Raw genomic sequence first — 25,194 nt, 5'->3', positions numbered from 1 at the left:
ATCTTGTCGTATTTTTTAGACATCTTGCTTTTCACTTTTAACAATTCACTAAAAACATACAAAGGAAAATTTTTTAAAAGCAGTTTCCGATGATTCAATGAACACAATGAGGCCTATCTCCTCTGAGATAGGCCTCTAATTCACGATATTACACTAGCTATAAAACTACCTTTATCTTAATTCGAGATTTTTATCTCTGTGCCTCTCCCCCTGAAGTCACCTTTTCAATACGTAAATTATCTAAAATAAACGTACCTGCTCCGGTATCCCCGTTTAAATTCGTTCCATCACTGAAAATCCCAACATAAGTTTGACCGTTCTCAGAACCTGTCACAGTAAACTCTGCTGTTTTTGTGTCAGTAGATGCAGTAAGAGTGTTATTCACACTCAATCCCTTTGCACTCGCAATGTCTCGAACATCAATTTCTTGATCCCCTGAAATAAAGCGGAATGCATTTGCTGTTGTTTGATAGTCAAATGATACTTTATAAGTTACGCCTGGTTCGAAACGATAATTTTGAGGAATAGTACGGTACAGCAAACCTTTATTTCCAGTGTTCACTTTAACGGACCAATTCCCACCTAATACATCATCGACTAACTTTTTACCTGCCCAGCCTTTTTGCGTATATGGAGCATGCAGTTCAGACAGATGAATTCTGTTGTCTTCTACCCCTTCTGTGTTACCAATAACGAATGGGTAAATACCTTGTACCACCGTTTCAAAATCTTGTTTAAATTCCGTCGGTGAGGCATAATTTGTTAAGGACTTTTGAACGATCCGAATATCATCAAATCTTGTGTTTCCTTTTCCAGCATCACGGCTGAGAGTTAATTTAGCTTTATTAGTTACAGCTGTAAAGCTTACTTGCATGATTTGCATTTTGCTATTATATCCATCATTTGAGGCATGTGAATCTGCCTTAACATAGTTCTTTTGCAGGCTGCGAAGTGTGTAATTGTTAACGTCTTCTTTCCCACCTGTTACTGTAATTCCGGCCTTTACATCACTATTGTTTTCAACATATACCTCTGCTACATATTCTTTACCTGGTTCCAAACCAGTAAGGACACGGGAAACAGTTGTATTTTTTGACGGACTATCAATATTCAAGTAGTAATCTCCACTACTTAAGTTACGGTTACTTCCAGTTTGATTCGTTCTAACGGCGCTTACAGCTTTGTTATCACCCTCAATTGTTGTATATGCACTTACTTTTCCAGTATTGAATCCCGCGTCATATATATGAGCACTCTTACTCCAATCATAGTCAAGGATTTCCAACCCTTTATCTCTTTTTGGTACAACAACATAAGGAGTTGCCGCACTAGCTGTCAAAGTTACCTTATTATTTACTACCTTGACTTCTTTCATATCTGCTCTACCTCGATCTGTCAGTTTGTATACATAAACACTAGATACACCCTTATATTCATCTGGAAGTGTCCAAGTAGTTGTACCACCTTCCAAATTCCAATGATACAGTTTTTCAGAATTAGAAGTTGGATTTTTAAAGTCTTGTTTCACCCAAGGAATTAAATAAGCTTGACCATCAAGTATAACATTTCCATTCAGTTTAATAACACGTTCCCTAGAATTGTCTTTTCTAGTTACATCGACAACATCCCCATTACTTGGGTCTTTCAATTTTATTTCTTTTTCTAAGTTTGTCTTGCTTCTATCACCTTCTACATCTGTCCAATTCATTACATAATATTTTTGTAAAAATTTAGTAGGTAGATTCGTATCAAATGTCATGCGAATAAAATTATCAAAATTCTTATCAGATTGCCACCCTTCGAAACCAGCTAATTCAAATCCACCAAGTAATGGATGATCAGCAGTTCCACCTACTTCAGGCCAATTTAACACCCAAGAATCTCTTTGGTGATTGCTAATAAAGCGTAGTACTTCTGAGTTGATACCTTTGCTTTCCGGTCCACCGTAGTTTTTATCGGTAGCCCAGTGTTGCCACGTTGAATAATTGGCCATAGAACCACCAAATTCCGTTGTTAGTCTCCAGCCCCTATCTTTAAATTGATCTGCTATTCTATTTGATTCCCATTGATTTTGATACCATACATCCAAATAAATAAAGTCAAGATCTGAAACAGCAGCTTTCAATTCATCTAGTCTTTTCGCACGTGCTCCAGAATACAAATCTTTTAATTTATTAATTGTATAAGATTGATCTAACCATCCCCATCCTAAAGAATTTGGACGATCAATAAAATCATTGTTGAAAGCTTTCGCTTCAGGATAAACTTCTTGTGCATTTATATGGACACCAAATTGGGTATTATACTTACGCCCCTCTTTAATAAGCGTATCCAAATCTTTAACGCCGCCCATACGCTCACCCACATTGCCATAATCCGGATGACCACTGTCATGTCCTTCGTTTGCATATCCTTTCAATAAAACAGCTTGCCCCAATTCATCTGTAGCAAGAGCAACTTTTTTAACATTATCTGCTGTTTTTAAGAATGGTTGTTGTACTTGTGATCCGAAATTCATTGCAATACGCATTCCAACATTATTGTTTACATCTTGATATCCTTTAATGTCTTGCATAATATCACGGTATGCAATCGCCGCATCCTGCCAATCTGTCTTATTATCAGTATTCAAATCTTTAGCGATAGCTATTTTAATAGTTGGCTTATTTTTTTGTGGTTCTGGCATAAAATCTCTTTGGTAATAGAGTGCACTAGAACCTATCCCCATTGCTTTCGCACCATTTTTATTTACATATCGATTTGCAACTAAGTTTTTATAGCCATCCACTTCTGAACTAGACCATACACCTGCACTCAATTCGTCAGTTGACAAAAATGCAGTATAATTTTTAGTAGATGTACCTATTTCCTCCATAGAAGAATCTACGCTTACATCCACATCACCTGATTTCCTAACATCAGTACTAATATTCGTTAATTTAGCTTTTGCACCTTTTTGCTCCGAATTTACTGAGATAACGTTCATATCAGCAAACTCAACTGTTTCAATTTTTGCACTACCATTATTTTTAATTTCATCGAAACTATAAATAACTTTATTATCATTTACTTTCAAAGATACTTTAAATACAGCATCAAGATTTTTAATTTCATCCACAACTTTTAATGTATATAGCGCTTCACTATCGCTTAACTTTTCAAAGTTTACTTTAGGATAGTATAGTCCACCATTTACTTTCAATCCGTAAACAGGTGCTTCTTGTCCATTCATTACTTTATCGCCAACTTTGTATTTCACAATTCGCGGGAATACTTGGTCAATAGTGACATCCATATACTTTGACTTTAATGTATCTTCTACTGGCGTGGTATCTGGAGGTTTTTGCGCACTATATTCCTTGATTTTGATATTAGAAATCGTAATATCGGCAGCTCCTCGGCTTTTTTCAAACCCAAGTCCCCCCGCTTGATCTACACCACCTGTTAAAGTCCAAGAGTCTACCTTTTTACCCTCAATGTATAACGTTGCAACATCGTCCATGAATACTAAACGTAAATGGTATGTTTGTTTTGCTTTTAAGGGCACGTTTGAAGTCATCGACGTCCAATTGTTTATAGGTCCAAATGTTTCACCAAAATATTGATCGTTCGTATCCCCTGTTCCCACATATGTGTATGAAGATGCATTTTGAACACGATAGATTAATCCAAAGCGATTCATCTTATCAGTATTAGTAGTAACATCCGCTTCAAAAACACCATTTTTAATCGCTTTCATTTGGTTGTAGACAATTCGATTCTTTTGAGTAGATGTAACACCGAAAGTTGCTGAACCATCTTCATTATAGGTGACTTTTCCGTCACCTGAGATAATTTTAAAGTCGCCTTCTTCCAGTTTATTATCCGTAATGTCGACAAGTTTTTCATCTCCTGGATCCGTGCCTCCATCCCCAGGTGCATTTCCTAATTCAATGAGTACTTGACTTTTTTTATCTCCAAAGGCACCGAGTTTAACCGCTTCCTTACCTGTAAGGAGGTTATTTACATCATTAGGTAACGTAACTGATCCAAATAAATCTTTTCCATCTAATGTAATATTCATAGTGGTTCCGTTATAATCAATTTTTATGGAATGTGAGGTCCCAGCCTCTGGAAGTGGAACATTCGGTCTCGTTTTTAACCAATCACCTTTTCCTTGATATTTGTATTCATAGAACCATCCAACTGAGTCGTAGCCTACAAAAACGAAGTTATTATTGTCAATATAATGAGGATAGAAACCAAATCTAGTATCTTCTCCCTTGGTTTCTGGAGTAAAGGTATACGCCATCGTTCCCGATTCTTTAGCAACTTTATTTTGTTCTTGAAAAATTGCAGCTTTAGCCCCATTATCATTTCCGGCACCTGCTCCAAGCCTTGCATAGGACTTCCCATTCTGTTCTATTAATGCATTAATTTCGTTTCCTCCAGATGAAATTGTGACCCATGGATTAGACACATTTGCTCCTACATGTAATGGCACAATCATGCTCACTAAAAATGTTGGCACAATCAGCACAAGTGCAAGAAGAGTATTAAAAGCTCTCTTGAAATGCTTACTCTCCAATTCTTCTCCCCCTTTGAATTTTAATTTTAGTTAGAGACGATACCTGTACATTAATTTTAAAATATACCAAAACCTGAAAGGTAACGCTTTCACCTATGTTTAGAATAGTTTTTTTCAAGTGCCCACTCAATAAAGATATTGTTTCTTTTTTTAGTTATATTGTCTTTTTAAAACGCTTACAAAATAAGGGTATTATTACCTTTTACCAGCTATATTTACTTCAGATATAAAGTGCACCTCACATATCCCTGTTTTAAGCTATAGTTACTACTACTTTTACTGTTCTGGACTTTCCCCCTAGGGTTTTCACACATGCTGGCCTTACTAAAAAATGAGCAGATAAATGTCTGCTCATTTTTCTTCATTCCGTTTAAAAATTGATTCTGATGCAAATATTTCTTAAAAATAAATGAATTGAAAGATATATGGAAGAAAAGATATTGTACTAACTTTGAAGCTCAGCTGTTACTTTCACTTTAGCAAACCATGAGTTAGCTGTCTCTTTCAACACGAAATTCAGTTCTTCAGTATTCCTTTTACCAATATCTTTTAACCAATCACGACCTGCTTGTTCACCGCCTAAAGCAAACGGTATCACACCGTCTCTCCAAGTCGCCCGACCACATAACACTCCGTTAAAGGTAGAACCAGAGTCTTTAGCAAATTTTAATGTTTCTTGAAATAATTTTGCGCTTACTCCTGCACTCAGGAAAATAAACGGCAGCTCGGTTGCTTCACTTTGTTCTTTGAAATAAGAAGCTGCTTTTTCTTTACTGTAAACAAATTCACCTGCTGTATATCCTTCCACAAAGTTCATATCTACTGGAACTTCTACTTTTAAAACATCTACTTTGTATTGTGGTTTCGAGAACTCCTTCATAGCCTCAATCACTTTATACGGTTTTATTTTTGCGTATGCTTTACTTTTCACATCATCACTTTCAGCATCATAAGTAACAATCTCCAAGAAAAATGGTATGTCTTCAGCTGCACACTCGGATCCGATACGTTCCATATAGACATGTTTATAGTTATTAATTTTTTCATCTTCATTAAAATCATAGTAGAGTAAGAATTTAATAGCATCGGCACCTGCTTCCTTTAATCGCTTTACTGACCATTCCGATAATAAATCTGGCAACCGGCCTACTTCTGACGCATCGTATCCAGTTTTTTCATACGCTACGATTAAGCCCGATTCTTTATCGCGGACCTTAGCCGCTGGCAGACCGTATTCCGGGTCCAAAAGAATCGCTGTTGCAAATGGTGTTAATTCCTCAGAAACTAACTCTTTGAAACGGATAATGCCCTCATCTCCAACATGACTTGCACCACCAGACGCGATCATTTTTTTCAATGAACCGCGTTGATCAATAGCCAATGCCCCAATTATGCCATTTTCAGCAGATAGCCGTTTTAGAGCTTCCAATTTATTTTTGGTTAGTTCTAACATCAACATTCTCCTCTATCAATCTATTTTTACAACTTTAACGAGATCAAAGTATTGTTTAAACTTATTCACATTAATATAACCAGTTCCAGCTTCCATGGTATTTAACATTCCTGTAGTCATCGCTGTTTTAAGAACAGTCTCAACGGTTTGATTTTGATGTAGTGCCACAGCTAACCCTGCAACTGTCGCATCACCAGACCCTACAGGATTGACCATTTTTATTTTTGGAATCGTAACTCTGTAATAGTCCTCGCCGTGCCTAACAAATGCACCTTCACTACCCATTGAAACGATAATCCACTCAATACCAGTAAATAGTTCATCGTTTAATGCTTGCTTTATACCTATGATTCCCGCTTCCATGTTACTGCCCAGCAGCTGAGATAATTCCGCTGCATTTGGTTTGATGGCAAATGGTTTTTCTTTATGCATGATGGCTTGTTTCAAAGATTCTCCTGACGAATCCATAATTACTGGAATTTCATTTTTATGACAGATTTCTAACATGTGATAATAAAAGTTAGTCGGTAACCCTTTCGGCAAACTGCCCGAAATTGTCACAAGTGAAGCTGTTGTAAGCAGACATTCAAATTTCCCTAAAAAAATTTCCCCTTCTTCTTTAGATAATGTCGGCCCAGATTCTAAAATCTCTGTTTGCATCCCTTCATGAAGAATAGCAATACAATTTCTTGATTCTTTTTTAATTTTTAAAAAGTCATTTGGAATATTGCTTTTATTTAATTCTTGAATAATATATTCACCAATCGTACCACCAAGCACACCTGTCGCTAGGACAACTTCTTCCATTTGAGCGATCACTCGCGCAACATTCAAGCCTTTTCCACCAGCAGTTTTATGAACCGTTTCCACACGGTTAACAACATCTAACTTTAATTCATGAATCGGATAGGAAATATCGACCGATGGATTCATGGTGACAGATAAAATCATTGGTAATCCCTCTTTCAGAAAATTGTTTAAGCTTGAAAACGGCATACACCATCAAGGTAGGTAGCAGTTACATCCATCGATGGCGTCATCACAATAAAGTCAGCAGCATATCCCTCGGCAATCTTCCCGCATTCGCCATCGAGCTGAATACTTTTTGCTGGCGCAGTACTCGCCATGTAAATTGCTTCCTCAGGTGTAGCAATTCCCCACTCGACGACATTTTTGACAGCATCTTTTAATTGCAAAATGCTCCCTGCTAAACTTCCGCTTTCCAAACGAGCCATCCCATCTTTTACTTTCACCGGAAATCCTCCTAGTTGATAAGTTCCTTCAGGCATACCTCCAGCCATCATACAATCGGACACCATTACAACCTTTTCTCTGCCGCGGACATTCATTAAAATATTTGAGGCAACAGGATTAACATGATGTCCATCACATATAATTTCGGCATAAACACCTTTTAGATTCATGGCCGCACCGACCATCCCCGGCTCACGATGGTGTAGTGAACTCATTCCATTGAAAGTATGAATAAAAATGGAAGCTCCTTTTTCAACCGCTTGCTTTGCTTCTTCATAAGTTGCGTCACTGTGAGCCAACGCCACTGCAATCCCTTCTCCTACAGCGTATTCAATAAATTCCGCTGCCCCTTTCCTTTCAGGTGCAATCGCAATTTTTTTAATAGAATCATTTGATAATTTCTGCCAAGCTTTCAACATATCAACCGATGGGTCACAAAAATATTTCGTATTTTGTGCCCCTTTATGTTTTTCAGTAAAAAACGGCCCTTCTAAAAAGATCCCTTTAATTTTTGAGCCTTGCACTTTCGTGTAATTGGCACCAATCATTTCAACGACGTTATTCAACGATTCTGTTGAGGAAGTTAAGGTCGTCGGTAAAAAGGATGTAACTCCGCAAGAAAGGAGTCCTACTGAAATTTGATTCAGTCCTTCAAAATCATTGTCCATAATGTCGTGATTTCTAAATCCATGAATATGTGTGTCTACTAGACCAGGAGCAATCCAATGCCCTGCATACTCAATGACTTCTGCCGCTTCCTCTGGCCTGTCTTCTGAGAATTCACCGAATTTTCCGCCTTTTATCCCCAAAAAGCCAGGCCCTGCAACCTTCCCCTCAAGAAAGAACTTATCTGCAAAGATAAAAATAGACATGCATTTTTCCCCTACCCTAGTTATTAATATTCGTAGATGGTAACACCTTTGACGACACGGTTCACCGTTCCTGTCGGTGAAGGTGTATCAGGTGTATTACCTACTTTCACGGAAGTTAACAGTGAGACTATTTGCCCAATCATGACAAAAGGTAATGCTAAGTAAGCATCTGGTACAGACTGAGCCTCGCTGCCGAATACAAATCTGTTCCCAGTATAATTAGTTTCTCCATCAACCTCGATGGCACAAATATAACTGGCAATGTCGTCCTGCTGCATTTCTTTTAACATATCTAAATCATATTGACGTGTATACGGATGGTTAGAAACAAACACAAAAACTAATGATTTTTCATTTACAAATGATTTTGGACCGTGTCGAAATCCGAGTGGTGAATCAAATGCGGTAACAATTTTTCCAGCTGTCAGTTCTAATATTTTTAATTGTGATTCTTTCGCTAAGCCTTCTAAACTACCAGAACCTAAGTAAATAATTCGGTCAAAATCAAAATCTACTATCTCTTTGATGACGTCTTCTCTTTGAATGACACTTTCACCCATTTGATGAATTTTTTTCACTATCTTTGATTTTTCTTCAGTCGATATAGAATCAAAAACAAGTAATGCCGTTAACGCCATGCAAGTATAACTTCCTGTCATAGCAAATCCTTGGTCATTTGATTTTTCAGGCATCAATAGCAATAAATTTTTTTCATTCCCTACCGCCCGTTTGGCTAATTTACCGTCTTTCGCACAAGTAATCGTTATCTGATACAAATCCATTACTATTTGCTCAGCTAATTGCACGGAAGCAACACTTTCCGGACTATTCCCGCTTCTAGCAAATGAAACGAGTAAGGTTGGAAAATCCTTTTTATAAAATTGGTAAGGATTTGAAACCAACGTAGTTGTCGGAATGCTTAGCATTTCCCATTGTTGTTCATCCACCTTTTCTTTTAGATAAGGGGTAACTGTATCCCCGACATAGGCAGACGTTCCAGCGCCTGTAAAAATAACTCGAATCCGGCTGTGTTTCGTTACTATTTTTTGTAAAAACTCTTCAATCCCTCTGATTTTCTCCGCATATAAAGCAAAGGTTTCAGCCCATAAATCAGGCTGCTGTTTTACTTCCGCCGTTGTTATTGATGCACCTAACGAAACTAATTTTTCTTGACTTAATGTAAACATATCCGACCACTCCTCTACCTATTTACCAGCATCCTCTCCATAAAAGAAGACTGGTGACTCCTTATTACATACATTCAAATACTCGTAACCCTGCACCAGCAACTCCATTATTTTGTGCCAATGTACTGATGCTCATCTGTTCCAAAAGATGTTGTTGTTCAGGTAGCTGATAAATTTTCAGTTTCGCTTTAATTAACTCTAGTAGAAAAGGGTTTTTCACAATGACACTGCCACCAAAAACCATTTTGTGTGGATCCAATAAGCAGGAAATCGTATAGAGTCCTTGAGCTAAGTAGTCGGTTACTTCGTTGATGATGAACTGATATTCCGGTACCTCGTTTATATAACCAACAAAAACATCCTTGGTTGAAATAGTATCTACCTGTAATTCCCTTTCAGCTATCCTCTGGATCCCTGGCCCAGCAGCGATTTTTTCTAATCGTTCATTGCTTCCCTTCGAGAGGGCAGGAATCAGACCCAGTTCTCCAGCAAATCCTGCTCCCCTAAAAAATGAGCCGTTATGAATGATAGAACAAGATATTCCCGTACTTATAGTCACGTAGACAAAGGTTTCATTCTTTTTTACATGCGCTGCTTTCCATTCGGCATAAGCCGCCATATAGACATCATTGTCAATCGTGATTCGCTGGATACCAAATTGTTCCTGCAAACGGACTGAAATAGGAAACTGTCTCCAAGGTAAATTATTTTGAAAAACGGCAATTCCCTTCTCGTAATCCACTTTTCCCGGTACCCCAACACCAATACCCTCGATATCAGCGATGGAAATCGATGATTTTCTGAGAACTTGTTCCACAGCTTCTACAACTCTATCAAACATTTTTTCCCGGTCTGAAGGATCACTTTTTATTTCCGAACGTTCAAGCAATTCGCCTGTATCCGAAATGACTCCCGCTGCAATTTTCGTTCCCCCAATATCAATGCCGACTGCCTTTTTCATTTGTCCGCACCCCTAGGTTTGTATTTGAAGTATTGAGTAATGTTTTATAATTGTTATCGTTAAACATATATATGCGATTCCTTGATCAATCCACTTGCCCTGGTTGATTTATACGTATTTCCGATTGTAGTTATAAAGTAGCCCTAAGAGACCAGCTAATCCAATCAACATCATACCTAGTTCGAATTTACCAGCTGTCTTTTGGTAGATGATAATCAAAGACAGACATACGATAAACACAACAATTTTAATAATGAATAAAGCGCTAGCCTTCATTTGAAACATCCTCCCACCTTATTTCACTAGGTGCCAACGTCACTTCTTTTCTGTTTCCTTGTCCGTCATATACAACTGTCTTTTGTTCGATCATCGAGTTGTTAACAATTGCCGTTTTTTGAATAGATGGATATGCATGAACTTCACAATAAATGTTGCTCGCATGATACTTGTGAAATTCTGCTTCTTTATGGGCAGCATAGTATAACGCACGCATCAGCAGACGTGTATTTTCTTCGCTGTATGGCAGCCCTGCTATATAGACGGATCTCCCTTCTCCAAACTGATGACTAGAAAGATGAACTTCTCCATTTGAATATTCGATTATTTCGGTTTCCTCTGATAACGCATAAATGTTTTTCATTCCTTCACCAAAATCAAATTGGGTGCTGTCAGCAGAAATAAAATGATTTTCAACAGGATTAATAAAATATTTATCTGTTGATAAGCTGAATCCTAGTTCTTTGTCAACACCTAAGACGTTTGCCAATTGAAAATAATGTCCTTCATGCTGATAAGCTGTAGGTTCGCCAATGCCTATGAAACCTCCGCCATTATACATCCAGGCCCTAATTGTTGTGACTAACTTTTCATTAATCCAATTAGCCCCGCCTGAAAAAGCTGTGCCCACATCGCCGGCATTAATAATGACGTCAATATCCTCAGGTATCCCATCGTTAATGACATCATCAAAACTAATGAACGTAACTTCCACGGCAGCCCCGCTCAAGGATTCTAAAACACCTAAATAAGAATAAATTTGTTTATACCATAGTGCATGAGCAACCATATGTGTCTGCCAAGTTCTCAACTTGCCCCAAGAGTTCAAAATTGCAACTTTAAGACCGCTGTATGGTTGAACGCCTTTGATCGTGTCATGAATTTCACGAAATTCCTCAGTAACTTTTTCAATATAGGAGATAAATTCTGGGAATTGATAAGCTAGACTTAAATAACCGCCATAACCGATACGATCAACAGGGTTCCGCAGTAAAGCTCTTCGCGCCGTTAACCAGTTTTCATTCGCTTCAATCGTCGGGTTGTTACCTTCGTAAAAAGTATCTGGGAAGAAATAAGGTAGGAACCGCCCTTCTGTGTAACGAACATGTGGTATATCTGCAATCATACGTAGTGTGGCTCCACCGCCCACACTGCCTACAACTGCGTCCAATCCAATATTTTCAAAGTATTTCCCATATGGTTCTGTACCGATCCAGTTATCACCAAGGAACATCATTGCTTCTTTTCCACTTTCATGGACAATATCCACAAGTTTCTTTGCTTCTTCAGCAACGAACTTATGAACAAAATCTATATAATCTAAATATGCAGGAGTTGGAATTCGAAATGCAGTATTATAATAGCCTTGATCAACGATGTCCTCTGGCCTTAAGCGATAGCCCTTTTCTTTTTGAAAAGCATCCAAAGCAGCAACTGAAACACTAGCACCATAACCGAACCAATCGACAAATTTCTCTTTGCCAAGATTATTAAACACAAGGGTAAAATGATAGAAGAACGTTGTAAACCTAACCACATCTGTATCTGGATTTTCTGTCAGCCATTGTTTTAAATAGGTTTTCATAAATTCATTGGAATGTGGCTGCCTGACATCAAAAGGAATATCATGCGGCTTATCTCCCCAATTATTAGTAATATGATTGTACATTTGGGTTGGATCCCAAATCGCATAGACTAGGAATGAAACCGTATATTCATGCCAAGGAATCGCCTTCGTAATCAAAACACGATTTTGCTCTTCATTTACTTCCCAATCATTAACGTCAACAACTTCTCCGGTTGTCCGGTCAATAACCTCCCAGTATTTTTTAGGACTGTGAACGTAATCCGGCTTTAATTGTTCCTCAAAGTAGCCTTTCATAAAATCAATTTCAAGGGTGTCAGTAAGCGCAGTATTGAATAAGCTCATTAAATACAGTTGCTGGCATTCATCCATGTGCTTCTCTGCGAACTCATTGTGAGCTCGAGCAACAAAATAAGTCGTATAAATTTTCGCATCCAATTGTTTAATATCATCGTCTAGTTTCGTTCCATCACTATCGCGAATCGCATCCGCACCCCATCGTTCCATCAATTCTTTTGTTTCCTTAAGAAAATTTTCTTCACTCGGTAAAGTAACACGGCCTTTTTTCTTTTTCATGTAAATCCTCCTCTAATCCTTTAAACCACCAAGGGACATTCCTTGTGTTAATTTTTTTTGAACAATAATGTATAAAATCAAAGTTGGCAGCATGACAAGAACCATTCCTGCATACATTTGACCATAGTTCGCAGCAGATTTCTGAGCTGCCATCAAGTTCATTAATCCAACAGGTAACGTTTTATTCGGTCCCGGGATTAACGTTAAGGCAATAATGTATTCGTTCCAAAAGGCAAGAAAATTAAATAAAATGACGGCAATAATACTTGGCCGAGCTATCGGAATCATGACTGAAATCATTGTTTTGAAATATCCGGCACCATCGACCAACGCCGCTTCCTCATACGTAGATGGAAGTGATTGAAAAAAACTAGACAGCAAGTAAATGGTAAATGGTAACGCCGTCGCCGCATATACCACAGCTAAAATAAATAAATTGTCTAGTAGAAATCCATCACCCAGTTGGCCTCGTAAAAAGGTATCTCCGTCCAATAACATCAAGAAAATTGGAACAACAATGTAGTTCACATTGATGAATAATCCAGCTTTAAAAAAAGTATTTATTAATTTACTTCCTCTAAAGGTATATCTTGCCAACACATAGGCTGCTGGTAAGGCAACAATCAATAAAATAAGCAGAGCCAACGCAGTTACCATGATTGAATTCAACATGTAGGTACCCATGTTTGCTTTTTGGAAAGCATCGATAAAGTTTTGAAAATAGAAACTTTTCGGCATGGCCCAAGGACTACTGTAAAATTCTGAATTTTGCTTCACTGAGGCTAAGAAAACCCATGCAACAGGAATAATAATAGAAATTGCTAACGTAATCAGTGCAACATATATAAAACAGCGATATATTGCTTCTGTAGTCATTCCTTTTTTTGTCTTCACTGTTTTTGGGGCTTGATAAGCTGTTTCTACAATCATTTCTTTTTTGGTTTCCACCGTTTTTGGATCTTGATAAGCTGTTTCTGTAGTCATTCCTTTTTGTATTTCCATCGTTTTTGGACCTCCTTAATACTCCAACACTTCCCTTTTAGTGACACCGCTGATAATTGCAGATAATGCGAATGAGAATAGGAAAATGACCACCCCAATAGCCATACCGTAACCGTAAGAAGAATTGGTATAAGCCTGCTTATACATGTAGCTTAAAAACACTTCCGTCGATCCGTCAGGTCCGCCGCCAGTCATCGCTTGAACGAGTAGAAAACTTAAATTAATCGTACTAATAACGAAGAAAGTTAACGTCGTCCGCATGTTATTCCAAATTAACGGTAAAGTAATACTGAAAAATTGTCTGACCCGTCCAGCACCTTCCAAAGCAGATGCTTCATAAAAACTTTCGGGAATGCTTGCCATTGCCGCCATATACATGACCATATAGTAACCAATTGCTTGCCAAATGAGTGCCCCGCCAATGCTGTAGATAGCAATTTTTTGATTACCGAGCCACATCTTTTGAAGGTTTTCAAGGTTAAATAGAGCAAGTAAATTATTCAACAACCCTGTAGTTGGGTCATAAACTGCAGAAAATATTCCCGCGATAACTACAACGGATAAGATATTAGGGATATAAAAAATAATTCGAAAGAAGCCTTTACCTTTTATTTTTTCTCTTGTTAACAAAGAGGCAAACAAGATCGCCAGCACCATAGTAATAACTGTAACGATAACAATCAATACGATACTGTTTTGAAGAGATCGAAAGAAGTTCATATCATTCCATAAAATCTTGAAGTTATCGAGCCCAACAAATACCTTATTATTAGAAAATCCTCCCCACTTATATAAGGACATCCTGAATACCTCAATCGTAGGAACAATCATAAAAATGGCTAACAGGATTAGTGCGGGTGCAGTACAAACAAAAATAAAAATTCTTTTTTCTGTTGTCTTATTCATGCCATCACCTCAGTTAATAAGTACAATGGTGAGACTATCAACTCACCATTGTACGTAGTGAAAACTAATTTATTTTAATGCAGACCGTAATTGGTCACTCACTTTTTCAACAGAGCTTTGCCAATCCTTCACCTTTTTATCACCAGAAATAACACTGTCAATCGTTCTAAATAATGTATCTGGCATACTTACACCTTCAACAGCTTTCGTTGCAGCAAATCCACCTATTCCCACTTTCACTCCATTATCATAGATACTATAGAATGATTTATTTTCACCTGTCAGTTTATTAGAAAGGCCTTTGATAGGCTGAATCGCACTCGATTGAGCAAAAATTTCAGCTGCCTTATCCGAATAAACAAACGTCATGAAATCTTTAGCAAGTTGTTTATTTTTAGCTGCCGAAGGAATCCACATTTGTTCAAAGAAAGTAAATGCATAACGGTCGCTATTAGCATCAATTGTTGGTAAAGCCATCATGCCCCATTCAAACCCTTTAGATCGAGGAGCTTCTTTCATTTCACCAACTACCCATGTACCGTTTGGCATAAACAATGCTTTGTTATCAAGAATCAATTGTTGATTTTTCTTATAGTCTTTATCATTTGCATTCGCAACTGTAGTTGGTTCTGTATATTTTCCTAATTTTCCGACAATTTCAAAAGATTTTGTTGCTTCAGAAGTTTCCCAAACACCATCTCCATACTTCATAGCTTTATTAAATAACTCCGGTCCACCCACCCCTAATAGTAAAGAGTAGAAGAATGTATCAAAGTAGCCTGTGGTAGGATAAGTAAATAAAGAAATTCCTTCTGCTTTCGCTTTATCTCCCAAAGCCCACATCTCATCCCAAGTCTTCGGTACTTCCCAACCTTTTTCCTTGAATAAGCTAGCATTATAGAATAATCCAGTTGGACTATAGAACATCGGTGCCATATAAATTTTACCGTCATTATAAGGATTAGTCGCAGGTGTACCAGTAAGCCCTGGTACTAACTTATCTTTGACTTTAACATCTTCACCATAAACATTCTTATCAAAAACATCGGTAATGTCTTCTAAAGCTTTATCTTTAATCAATGTTTCTGTTAGTGCCTGTTTTCTCCCGGTTGCCAACAACACAACATCCGGATACTTTCCTGCTTTCATATTTGAGCCTATGACATCCTCAAGATTTTTGTCCACTGTCAATTTAACATCAACTTTTGGATTAGCAGCTTCATATGCGTCAATCACTTTGCTCCACATCTCTTTACCATAAGCCGATTCAAGTGTTGCCACATGAAGGGTTTGTTTTTCACTGGAGCCTTTATCACCCTTAGAGTTATCAACTTTTGTAGTATTACCTTGGCAAGCTATTAAACTAAAAGATAACAAAGCTGTCATTCCAGACAACAATAACTTTTTTTTCATCTTTATTTACCCCCATCTCCTAATCTTCCTTTCATAATTAAAGAATACAAAATAGATAACGCTTTCACAATAAACATCTTGTTCTGTTTTTTAGATATCTTGCTTTTTACTGCATATCCCACTAAAATCTTTATAACATAGATAAAAAGTCTACGAAGGAGGGATTCATTTGTCCAATGAGGTATATGAGATTCCACAAATTCAACGAAACCATCTTCCAGTAAAACTTCTTTATATAACAAAATCAAAATACGATAAAGATTGGCATAGTACCATTCATGCGCATCACTTTACAGAGCTATTGTATATTACCAAGGGCAAAGGAACTTTTATCTTTTACAAAGAAGAAATCCCTGTCCAAGAGCACAATTTGATTATCATCAATCCAAATATCGAGCACACAGAAAAATCTGATACGAATCACCCACTCGAATACATCGCACTTGGTATTCAAGGTTTGTCCTTTTCATCCATAGAAAATCCTAGTCAAGTCACTATTCACAACTATAAACAGGATCAAAAGAACTTCCTCTTCTACCTTCAGCAATTAATTGAGGAAGTGGAAAATCATCAAGAAGATTACGATTTAATTATACAAAATATTCTGGAAATTTTACTACTTAAAATGATGAGAAAAAAATCTTTTAATGTAGAAAAAACATCTACTCAAAAAATCAATAAAGATATTGAATTTATTAAAAACTATATTAAGCAGCATTTTCACGAAAATATAAGTCTGGATACATTAGCAAGAATCAGTCATATTAATAAATATTATTTATCTCATTCCTTCAGGAAATTCGTTGGTGTTTCGCCTATTGAATACTTAATTCAAACTCGTATTAGAGAAAGCAAAATATTATTAGAAACTACCAACTATTCGATTTCTAATATTTCAACCATTACCGGTTTTTCTTCCCAATCATTCTTTGCACAATCATTTAAACGAGAAACGAATCTATCTCCTTCACAATACAGAAACACTATCAATTCTAGCAAAAACAAACCAGATTCTAGCGCGAAATTTTAAAGATAATCGCAATGAATCTATATTTCTTTAATATATTGATACTATTATTTTAGAAAGGAGAGTGTTCCTATGATTCAACAATTAAAAACATACTATGGTGAGGATATCAAAATCAATGAAGCTGTGTTGTCTGAGGATTATAGCTGGTTTTTAGTTGAAGGACACAAAGTCGGGATTCGAAAAATCCGATTACATCAAAGGGAGCATCAATTGCTTTCATCCATCTTAACGCCCATTCATACTGATACATTTTATAAAACAGAAAAAGAAAAATCATGGTATGAAGCATTATACAAAAATAATAACATTTCTATAATGTCGGTTCGTTTTTTACACTTCTTCACAACACAACCTATAGTAGAGAGAGAAGAATTTCAAGACGCTTTACAATCTATGTTTTCTTTTGCCACTACAATAATTTGGGAAACTTCGCAAGCAGGTGTCCTCATCTTAGAAGAAAATATACCGGAATCTGTATTGCAAACAGCCTTGGATACACTAGAAACAGATTTTTTTATATCTCTATCCTTCTTTATTGGAAGACACTATACGCAAACAACTGAAATTGCTCGTCTGTATCAATGGGAGCGAAAATTATTCTCTGTTCTTTCTCCCTATTTATCTCAAAAGATTACACACATTGAACAACTGCTCCCTTATCAATTAATGATCTCATTACCAAAAGAAGAAAGAAAAAAGTACACGAATCAATTATTGGAACACATTTCAAATGACAAAGAACTAATAGACAGTGTTAAAGCATTCTTCCAATGCAACTTAAATGTATCTCTTGCAGCTAAACAATTATATTTACATCGTAATACTTTGCAGTATCGAATTGATAAATTCATTGAAAAAACGGGAATTAATATAAAAACTTTTGAAGGTGCAGTAGCAGTTTATATGGCCTTTCTTTCTCTAGATATCTCTTGACACTCCCATGAAAGGCCATATAGGTTCATAAGCTACGGTACTATTACCTTATAGAGTGTTGGATTTTCATTATGTTTTAGGTTCTTGTACTTGACGATATATATTGTTTTACGCACGAAATGAAATTGATCCATGCAACCTCATACAATATTCATTTTTCTGAGAACATCATTATTTTAGCGTCTTTCGCATAACTTTGAAGCCCTTTCAACATATTTTCCTACGCAAAAGTGATACTTTCATTCCGTACCTAAAGGTGGACTTAAGTCCTACAGGTGCTTTCTCGTATCGTAAATTTGTAAACTTGCATAAAAACCTATCATTTTTTTGTGCACTCTGCCAATTTACCTACGCCCGAAATAAACTTATAATTCAAACAATTAACGAAAAGGAGTGAGTAATCATGGCAGAACTTGTATTAGATCATATTTTTAAAGTTTATGATAATAAAACGACTGCTGTTTCTGATTTTAACTTACATATTGAAGATAAAGAGTTTATCGTATTTGTCGGTCCTTCTGGATGTGGAAAATCAACAACTCTACGTATGATTGCGGGTCTAGAAGACATTTCCAATGGTTCATTTTATATTGATGGAGAGCGTATGAATGATGTCGCTCCAAAAGATCGCAACATTGCGATGGTATTTCAAAATTACGCACTATACCCACATATGTCTGTTTATGATAATATCGCGTTTGGCTTGAAACTACGCAAACTTCCAAAAGATGAAATTAATCGCCGAGTAACAGAGGCGGCGAAAACCTTAGGGCTTGAAGATTACTTAGAACGAAAACCAAAGGCATTATCAGGTGGACAACGCCAACGGGTTGCACTAGGAAGAGCTATCGTCCGTGACGCAAAAGTATTTTTAATGGACGAGCCCCTATCCAATTTAGACGCAAAATTACGTGTAAGTATGCGTTCAGAAATCTCTAAACTTCATCGCCGTTTAAATACGACCACTATATATGTGACACACGATCAAACAGAAGCAATGACAATGGCATCACGCCTTGTTGTTATGAAGGATGGGCTCATACAGCAAGTGGGTACTCCAAAAGAAGTATATGATACTCCTGAAAATATTTTTGTTGGCGGATTCATTGGTTCTCCAGCAATGAATTTCTTTACCGGGACATTACAAGATAGCTATTTTCATATAGAAAACATTCAATTCAAAGTACCAGATGGTCAACTAAAAACATTAAAGAATAAAGGGTATAATGGACAAAAAATCATACTCGGCATTCGTCCCGAAGACATTCATGATGAACCAATCGTCCTTCAATCTTCTCCTGAATCGACCGTCGAAATTACAGTAGAAGTTGCTGAATTATTAGGTGCTGAAACTATGATTCATGGAAAACTTTCGAGTCAAAACTTTGTTGCGCGAATCAACGCTCGTTCCGAAATTAAAGCTACCGATAAACTTCCATTAGCTTTTAGTTTAACTAAAGCGCACTTTTTCGATATCGCTACTGAACAACGTATACGTAATAATTGATGGATGAATTCTTTCTAATTTGGGACAGACTAGTCCCGTAAATCAATCTCTTCTTTTTTAATCCTATGCATAGCTTCTACTTCAGAAAGAATAGAAGTATCTGTGTCAAAACATTTCGTGAAGAAGACCCTTGGATTATTAAATGTCGTATTAAACGTGACAGAACCATACTAAAAAACATCTCATATAAATATGAGATGTTTTTTAGTAATTACTATTCTTTTAATAAATCTATTAATCCATTCCCTTCAGATGTACGTTCATACCCTAAAGGTACAGTCTTTTTTATAAGTTGCGCATATATTTCCGGCTCTGATAATTTTCTACCATACTCTCTCTCACACTGCTTTATGAGAAGTGCTAGCGCCCCAGCGACATGCGGCGTCGCCATTGAAGTACCACTTAATACCGCATATTTCCCCTCTGGATAGGTAGACAGTATTTCATCACCCGGCGCTACTAAATCAATTTCTTGATTTGAATTACTAAAGCATGAAATTTTCCGCTCTAAATTAACAGCACCTACTTCAATTACTTCAGAATAAGCACCTGGAAAATCTAATTCTTCCGTATCATCGTTACAATCTCCATCATTTCCTGCAGCGCACACGACAAGTACGTCTTGTTTTACCGCATTTTGAATAGCTTCATGTAACTCTGGTACATCTTGCGGACCACCAAGTGACATTGAAATGACTCTAACTCTTTCTTTATTAGGCCCTCTCCAATTTACTGCATAATGAATGGCCTCAATAATTTGCTCATAACTCCCAGAACCATCTCCCGCTAAAACCTTTAACACTAACATTTTAGCAAGTGGTGCGACTCCTAAAACACCAACACCATTTTCAGTCGCTGCAATTGTCCCCGATACATGAGTACCATGCCCATTATTATCAAGATAAATATTGGGATTTCCTTCATAATCTTTTGTGAAATTTCTCCCACCAATAATACGATCTTTTAAATCTACATGATTTACATCACAACCTGTATCTAAAACAGCAACGACAATGTCTTTTCCTTTCGCGCTCTTTTCCCATACTTGCGGAGCATGAATCAATTGTACACCTGGTGGAATTTCATTTACTTGTTCAACTACTTTATTTACAGTAAACGGAATTAATTTAATGCCTTTTTGTTTATTCGCTGTACTACTATTCATCGTAATCCCTCCTGAAAATATATTATTTTCATTTCAGACCACTATTGAATGCGTTTAGATTTAACATTCGTTTTATTCGTTCCATTTCCCTTCCTCTCAAATGTTTCTCAATAAACAAAAGAAAAGGACCATTAATGGTCCTTTTCTTTTTCAGTTTTTCAATAGAATAATATAAAGTGAAACTATAATCAGTGGGTGGTGTTCATCCCCCACTGATTATTAGCCCTCACCAATCGGGCGTTTACGGGCAATTGATCTCCCACCTAACTTCTTTGCTTCAGCCGAGTTTTGAGGTGGGAGTTTTACTGCCCACAAATAGCGGGATAAATTAAGACTAAATCTTACTCTTGTTCAAAAACTGCTCAATTTCTTTTATTACATGTTTTGCGCCTTCTATACTAACAGTAATGTTTCCATTTGCTAATGAAATATTTTGATCTGAAACATCACCTGTTATTTGACAAGCATTGTATGGTTGATATTTTTGTAAAATGACTTTGTCTTCTTCTACAAAAATTTCAAGTGGTGATTTGATTTGTATTCCTAATACATCCCGTAATTCTTTAGGAATAACTATCCGTCCCAATTCATCTACTTTTCGAATAATTCCTGTTGCTTTCATGTTACTCCCCCCTTACTCTCTATTATTTTTTTCACCTCGCTATTTTCATTTTATCACTATATATTTGGTAATGCCTTACTCTTTTTAGAAAATATAGTACAAAAGTTAAAAAAACACATTTAACGAATATTCAATCTTTCTTTCAATTGTTTTAAATAACGCGATCGTATAATTAAGAAGTATACAACTTGAATACCTACGAAAATACTTAATACAATTGTATTTTCTTTAAACAGTGAGTACTCAAACATTTGTCCTAACGCAGTTAATGCTACTGCCCCGTGTAATGTTGCAACTCCAACTGGAACGAAGAATAAAAGCGCTAAGCGGATTGTGACTACTTTCGATAATTCCCCTCTCGTCAATCCAACTTTTCGAATCATTTCAAATAAACGAGTATCGTCCTCCAAATCTGAAAATAAACGGAAGTAAAGGAAGCTTCCTGCACAAACGAAAAATACAATACCAATAAAGAAACCTACAAATAAAATGGGTCCTGCGATTTGTAGACTTTGATTTTGATCGTACTCTTCTGCACTAAACGTTGAATGTTCTTCATAAGGCTTAATCTGATTCGTAAGCTCTTTACCAACCTCAATTTCATCTTTCGTGGATTGTGTTTTATACATATAATCTTTTTCTTCTTTAAATCCATCTTGTAATGAATCATATTGATTTTTAGAGATTACATACACATTACCTCTTAGTATTTTACTTAATGAAGAAGTATTGACTTTTTTCACATTTAAAGGTTCATTCATATTTGGTAAAGTAATTTCTTTTCTTTCTTTCATCGGTGGTCCGGGTATTTCGACTGACAAAAATAAAGCCTCTTTATTTGATACAGTATTAAATGGTTCTCCTGTTAACTTTGCATATTCTTTATAATCTGATTCTTTTATAAAAATGGCGCTTCTTAACGACTGCTCCTCCGTTTTCTTCGATGAAATATTTATTTTTGAAGCTGCTATATTATGTTTCTTTAATCCTTCGTCAATGATTTTCAGATGCTGTGACTCATTGCTATTACCTTGCTTAGACTGATAGTGAAACGCAATTGGTCTGTCCATAATTTCTTTCGTCATCGAAGCAAATCCAACCAATGTACCTATTGCTGAAAATGCTACTGTTGAAATAATTGTTACAATAAAGAACATCCTTGCATTATCTCTCATACGGTATGCTAAATCTGACAAAGTAATAATATTTGTCTGTGTCCAATAGAAACGTTTGCTTTTTTTACATAATCGAATAATAAAGACGCTCAACTGCTTGTACAGCAAATACGTACCAATAATGACTACCGTTGTAACAGGAATCATCATTATAAATACCATTGCACCATGTGACATAAGAGCTCCTGCATAACCAGCGCTAAGCAATACTACTGCTAATATAGAAGAAATTATAGATGCCTTCGGTTCTGGCTTCGCCTCTGCTGATCCTCTAAACAATTTCATAATTTTATTTTTACGAACCATTCCTGCACTAAACAATGAAATGATCATAAATAATACGAAAAACATAATACTCGTCACAACAATCGCTTTCATCGGTATGTAATAGGATAAAGAGATATCTAGTTTTAATATCATCGGAGCTACAAATATTAATATCCCTGAAAACAACATACCTGAAAGAATCCCAAAAATTATTGCCCCTATTCCAATCATTATATTTTCAAAGAAGATAAGACGCTTTAATTGATATTTCGTCATACCTAGCATCATTAAAATTCCTAGTTCACGCTTTCTCGTTTTTAAAAACATTCCCATTGAATATAAAATAAAGAAGAATGTAAATAAGTAAATAATAGACTGCGCAAAAGACATACTTACGAATACGTACCGTCCTAATTCTCCAGCACTTAATGCCGGATGAAACGCAAAAAATGAATACACAAAAAAGGCCATAATTGCAAATGCACTACTCAAAAAATAAGCTGAGTATGTTCGTCTATTTCGCGTTACATTTCGAAATGCGAGTTCTCTAATGTTCATACTACTTCTCCGCCCTTCTACTAACTATACTTTTATATTAGTAAAGTTCGGAAATACCTTCCATCGATTCAAATGACAAAAACCTTACATTATTGAAAGGTTTTAAACAATTGCTTATATAAAACAGTTTCATTATAATGACTACATTCATACACGCATCCTATTGTATATTCGTTAGTTTTGCGAAATAATAAAGGATAGAAGTATGTACCAATATACATATAAACTTATTTACCGCTTTAATATGAATAGGAGGAAAACATAATGACATTACAAGAACAAATTATGAAAGCATTACATGTTCAGCCTGTAATTGATCCGAAAGTAGAAATTCGTAAACGAATTGATTTCTTAAAAGATTATTTAAAAACTACAGGTGCAAAAGGATTTGTACTTGGAATTAGCGGCGGACAAGACTCTACACTGGCAGGACGTTTAGCACAGCTTGCAGTCGAAGAAGTTCGTAATGAAGGTGGTAACGCAACGTTTATCTCCGTACGTCTTCCATACAAAGTACAAAAAGATGAAGATGATGCACAATTAGCATTACAATTTATTCAAGCTGATCAGTCTGTTGCTTTTGATATCGCTTCAACAGTTGATGCTTTCTCAAATCAATACGAAAACTTATTAGGCGAATCATTAACAGATTTCAATAAAGGGAACGTTAAAGCGCGTATCCGTATGGTTACACAATACGCAATCGGCGGACAACAAGGGCTACTCGTTATCGGAACTGATCATGCTGCTGAAGCTGTAACAGGTTTCTTCACAAAATTCGGAGATGGCGGTGCAGATTTATTACCATTAACGGGATTAACGAAACGCCAAGGACGTGATTTATTACAAGAATTAGGTGCAGACGAGCGACTTTACTTAAAAATGCCAACAGCTGATTTATTAGATGAAAAACCAGGTCAAGCTGATGAAACAGAGCTAGGCATTACTTACGATCAATTAGATGACTATTTAGAAGGTAAATCCGTTCCAGCTGACGTTGCTGAAAAGATCGAGAAGCGTTACAAAGTGAGTGAACATAAAAGACAAGTACCAGCGTCAATGTTTGATGATTGGTGGAAATAGAACATAAAAAAGAAGCTAATCTCATTTAGCTTCTTTTTTATACGTTAACGATATACCCCTACTCTTTTCTCTAATAAATCCTGCAAGCAATCTTCATGTTGTTTATTAAACAATGGCGGCATTTTGTCTAAAGGGAAAAACTGCAAATCTAACGTTTCATCACCGTCTATTTTTGTATTCCCTCCAACGATTGAAAACTTAAAGAATATTACAATTGCCTGTGCCTGATCTCCATTCGGATATGTTTGAAAATATTTCGTATACACACCAATGAGCTCATCAATTTCCACATCATATCCTGTTTCTTCTTTTATTTCTCGAATCGCAGTTTCTGCCGCAGATTCCCCGACTTCCATTGCACCGCCTGGAAATCCCCAAGCATTAAAGTCTCCTCTTTTTTGTAGAAGCACTTCACCAAATTCATTAAATACACAACCACCTGCAAAATTCAAAATAACATAATCATGCCCTACTTTTTCACGTAATTCTTTTATATAATTAGCCATCTTCTTCCCCTTTTCATACATCTTCTATCGCTATTTCTTATCTTTTTCAAGCAATTCAATAATCCGATCTAACTTCTGATTCATATTAATCACATGTTGTTTTTTTGCAGCGCTGTTTTGCAATAACCTTCTAACAAACAATGTAAATGATAGGAAAAACAAAACGATAAGTCCGATTACTAAACAAGTATATATCAATGTAAAAATACTACTTTCGAACAAATTCATTCAGATTCTACATCCTTCCTCTTTTATTTTATCCCATAATTCTGATTTTTTAAAGTAATACATAATAA

At 36.3% G+C, this 25,194-nt stretch carries 20 protein-coding genes and 1 pseudogene; 4 read left to right on the top strand and 17 right to left on the bottom strand.

Going from position 1 to position 25,194, the window contains the following annotated elements; genetic code table 11:
* Positions 1-190: 190 nt before the first annotated feature.
* The 11 genes from ABH959_RS02890 to ABH959_RS02840 all read right to left on the bottom strand — a co-directional run bounded on the left by ABH959_RS02890 (position 191) and on the right by ABH959_RS02840 (position 16,052).
* Complete coding sequence (locus tag ABH959_RS02890; RefSeq protein WP_404492261.1) at positions 191-4,567, bottom strand: endo-alpha-N-acetylgalactosaminidase family protein; 4,377 nt, start codon at positions 4,565-4,567, stop codon at positions 191-193.
* A gap of 445 nt (positions 4,568-5,012) precedes the next feature.
* A complete protein-coding gene (gene lacD, locus ABH959_RS02885) occupies positions 5,013-6,020 on the bottom strand; it encodes a tagatose-bisphosphate aldolase (protein WP_404492260.1) in 1,008 nt (335 codons plus the stop codon).
* A gap of 15 nt (positions 6,021-6,035) precedes the next feature.
* Entirely contained in the window at positions 6,036-6,971 is a 936-nt protein-coding gene (lacC, locus tag ABH959_RS02880) for a tagatose-6-phosphate kinase (protein ID WP_404492259.1), read from the bottom strand.
* A gap of 26 nt (positions 6,972-6,997) precedes the next feature.
* Positions 6,998-8,146, bottom strand: coding sequence for an N-acetylglucosamine-6-phosphate deacetylase (nagA, locus tag ABH959_RS02875; protein ID WP_404492258.1), 1,149 nt, complete (start codon positions 8,144-8,146; stop codon positions 6,998-7,000).
* A 23-nt stretch (positions 8,147-8,169) separates the two neighbouring features.
* Positions 8,170-9,333: an SIS domain-containing protein gene (locus ABH959_RS02870; protein ID WP_404492257.1), complete on the bottom strand. Its 1,164-nt coding sequence runs from the start codon at positions 9,331-9,333 to the stop codon at positions 8,170-8,172.
* 64 nt (positions 9,334-9,397) lie between these two features.
* Positions 9,398-10,294 (bottom strand): ROK family protein, encoded by an 897-nt coding sequence (locus ABH959_RS02865; protein ID WP_404492256.1) that lies wholly within the window; start codon positions 10,292-10,294, stop codon positions 9,398-9,400.
* Positions 10,295-10,402: 108 nt separating this feature from the next.
* A complete protein-coding gene (locus tag ABH959_RS02860; RefSeq protein ID WP_404492255.1) occupies positions 10,403-10,570 on the bottom strand; it encodes a DUF6903 family protein in 168 nt (55 codons plus the stop codon).
* A complete protein-coding gene (gnpA, locus tag ABH959_RS02855) occupies positions 10,560-12,731 on the bottom strand; it encodes a 1,3-beta-galactosyl-N-acetylhexosamine phosphorylase (protein ID WP_404492254.1) in 2,172 nt (723 codons plus the stop codon). The genes ABH959_RS02860 and gnpA overlap by 11 nt, the downstream gene beginning before the upstream one ends.
* A 12-nt stretch (positions 12,732-12,743) precedes the next feature.
* Positions 12,744-13,733: a carbohydrate ABC transporter permease gene (locus tag ABH959_RS02850; protein WP_404492253.1), complete on the bottom strand. Its 990-nt coding sequence runs from the start codon at positions 13,731-13,733 to the stop codon at positions 12,744-12,746.
* A gap of 15 nt (positions 13,734-13,748) precedes the next feature.
* Positions 13,749-14,639: a carbohydrate ABC transporter permease gene (locus ABH959_RS02845; protein ID WP_061675429.1), complete on the bottom strand. Its 891-nt coding sequence runs from the start codon at positions 14,637-14,639 to the stop codon at positions 13,749-13,751.
* Positions 14,640-14,708: 69 nt separating this feature from the next.
* Positions 14,709-16,052, bottom strand: coding sequence for a carbohydrate ABC transporter substrate-binding protein (locus tag ABH959_RS02840; protein ID WP_404492252.1), 1,344 nt, complete (start codon positions 16,050-16,052; stop codon positions 14,709-14,711).
* A gap of 169 nt (positions 16,053-16,221) precedes the next feature.
* On the opposite strand from ABH959_RS02840, the gene ABH959_RS02835 reads away from it, so the two are divergent.
* From ABH959_RS02835 to ABH959_RS02825, 3 genes are all read left to right on the top strand, one after another.
* Positions 16,222-17,082: an AraC family transcriptional regulator gene (locus ABH959_RS02835; protein ID WP_087980278.1), complete on the top strand. Its 861-nt coding sequence runs from the start codon at positions 16,222-16,224 to the stop codon at positions 17,080-17,082.
* A 69-nt stretch (positions 17,083-17,151) separates the two neighbouring features.
* Positions 17,152-18,015 (top strand): PucR family transcriptional regulator, encoded by an 864-nt coding sequence (locus tag ABH959_RS02830; protein ID WP_404492251.1) that lies wholly within the window; start codon positions 17,152-17,154, stop codon positions 18,013-18,015.
* A gap of 403 nt (positions 18,016-18,418) precedes the next feature.
* Entirely contained in the window at positions 18,419-19,522 is a 1,104-nt protein-coding gene (locus ABH959_RS02825; protein ID WP_404492250.1) for an ABC transporter ATP-binding protein, read from the top strand.
* A gap of 29 nt (positions 19,523-19,551) precedes the next feature.
* Here ABH959_RS02825 and ABH959_RS02820 read toward each other — a convergent pair.
* The 4 genes and pseudogenes from ABH959_RS02820 to ABH959_RS02805 form a co-directional block, all read right to left on the bottom strand.
* Positions 19,552-19,638, bottom strand: a pseudogene (locus tag ABH959_RS02820) (IS6 family transposase); the annotation flags it as partial.
* A gap of 98 nt (positions 19,639-19,736) precedes the next feature.
* Positions 19,737-20,687: a serine protease gene (locus ABH959_RS02815; RefSeq protein WP_404492249.1), complete on the bottom strand. Its 951-nt coding sequence runs from the start codon at positions 20,685-20,687 to the stop codon at positions 19,737-19,739.
* A gap of 334 nt (positions 20,688-21,021) precedes the next feature.
* On the bottom strand, positions 21,022-21,309 hold the full coding sequence (locus tag ABH959_RS02810; RefSeq protein WP_002012401.1) for an AbrB/MazE/SpoVT family DNA-binding domain-containing protein: 288 nt from the start codon (positions 21,307-21,309) through the stop codon (positions 21,022-21,024).
* Between the two features lie 119 nt (positions 21,310-21,428).
* Positions 21,429-23,309, bottom strand: coding sequence for an ABC transporter permease (locus ABH959_RS02805; RefSeq protein ID WP_113938262.1), 1,881 nt, complete (start codon positions 23,307-23,309; stop codon positions 21,429-21,431).
* Between the two features lie 264 nt (positions 23,310-23,573).
* Here ABH959_RS02805 and nadE point away from each other — a divergent pair, with 264 nt between their 5' ends.
* A complete protein-coding gene (nadE, locus tag ABH959_RS02800; protein ID WP_002064947.1) occupies positions 23,574-24,392 on the top strand; it encodes an ammonia-dependent NAD(+) synthetase in 819 nt (272 codons plus the stop codon).
* 44 nt (positions 24,393-24,436) lie between these two features.
* Here nadE and ABH959_RS02795 read toward each other — a convergent pair whose 3' ends face one another.
* Both ABH959_RS02795 and ABH959_RS02790 read right to left on the bottom strand, forming a co-directional pair.
* On the bottom strand, positions 24,437-24,898 hold the full coding sequence (locus ABH959_RS02795; protein WP_078204809.1) for an NUDIX hydrolase: 462 nt from the start codon (positions 24,896-24,898) through the stop codon (positions 24,437-24,439).
* A gap of 30 nt (positions 24,899-24,928) precedes the next feature.
* Positions 24,929-25,126: a DUF4083 domain-containing protein gene (locus ABH959_RS02790; protein WP_002086113.1), complete on the bottom strand. Its 198-nt coding sequence runs from the start codon at positions 25,124-25,126 to the stop codon at positions 24,929-24,931.
* Positions 25,127-25,194 lie beyond the last annotated feature (68 nt).

This window comes from Bacillus sp. RC51 (assembly GCF_044908115.1).
In the GTDB taxonomy this organism is placed as follows: Bacteria; Bacillota; Bacilli; order Bacillales; family Bacillaceae_G; genus Bacillus_A; species Bacillus_A mycoides.
Note: the sequence above shows the minus strand (reverse complement) of the source record. Positions and strands in the feature narration are given on the sequence as shown.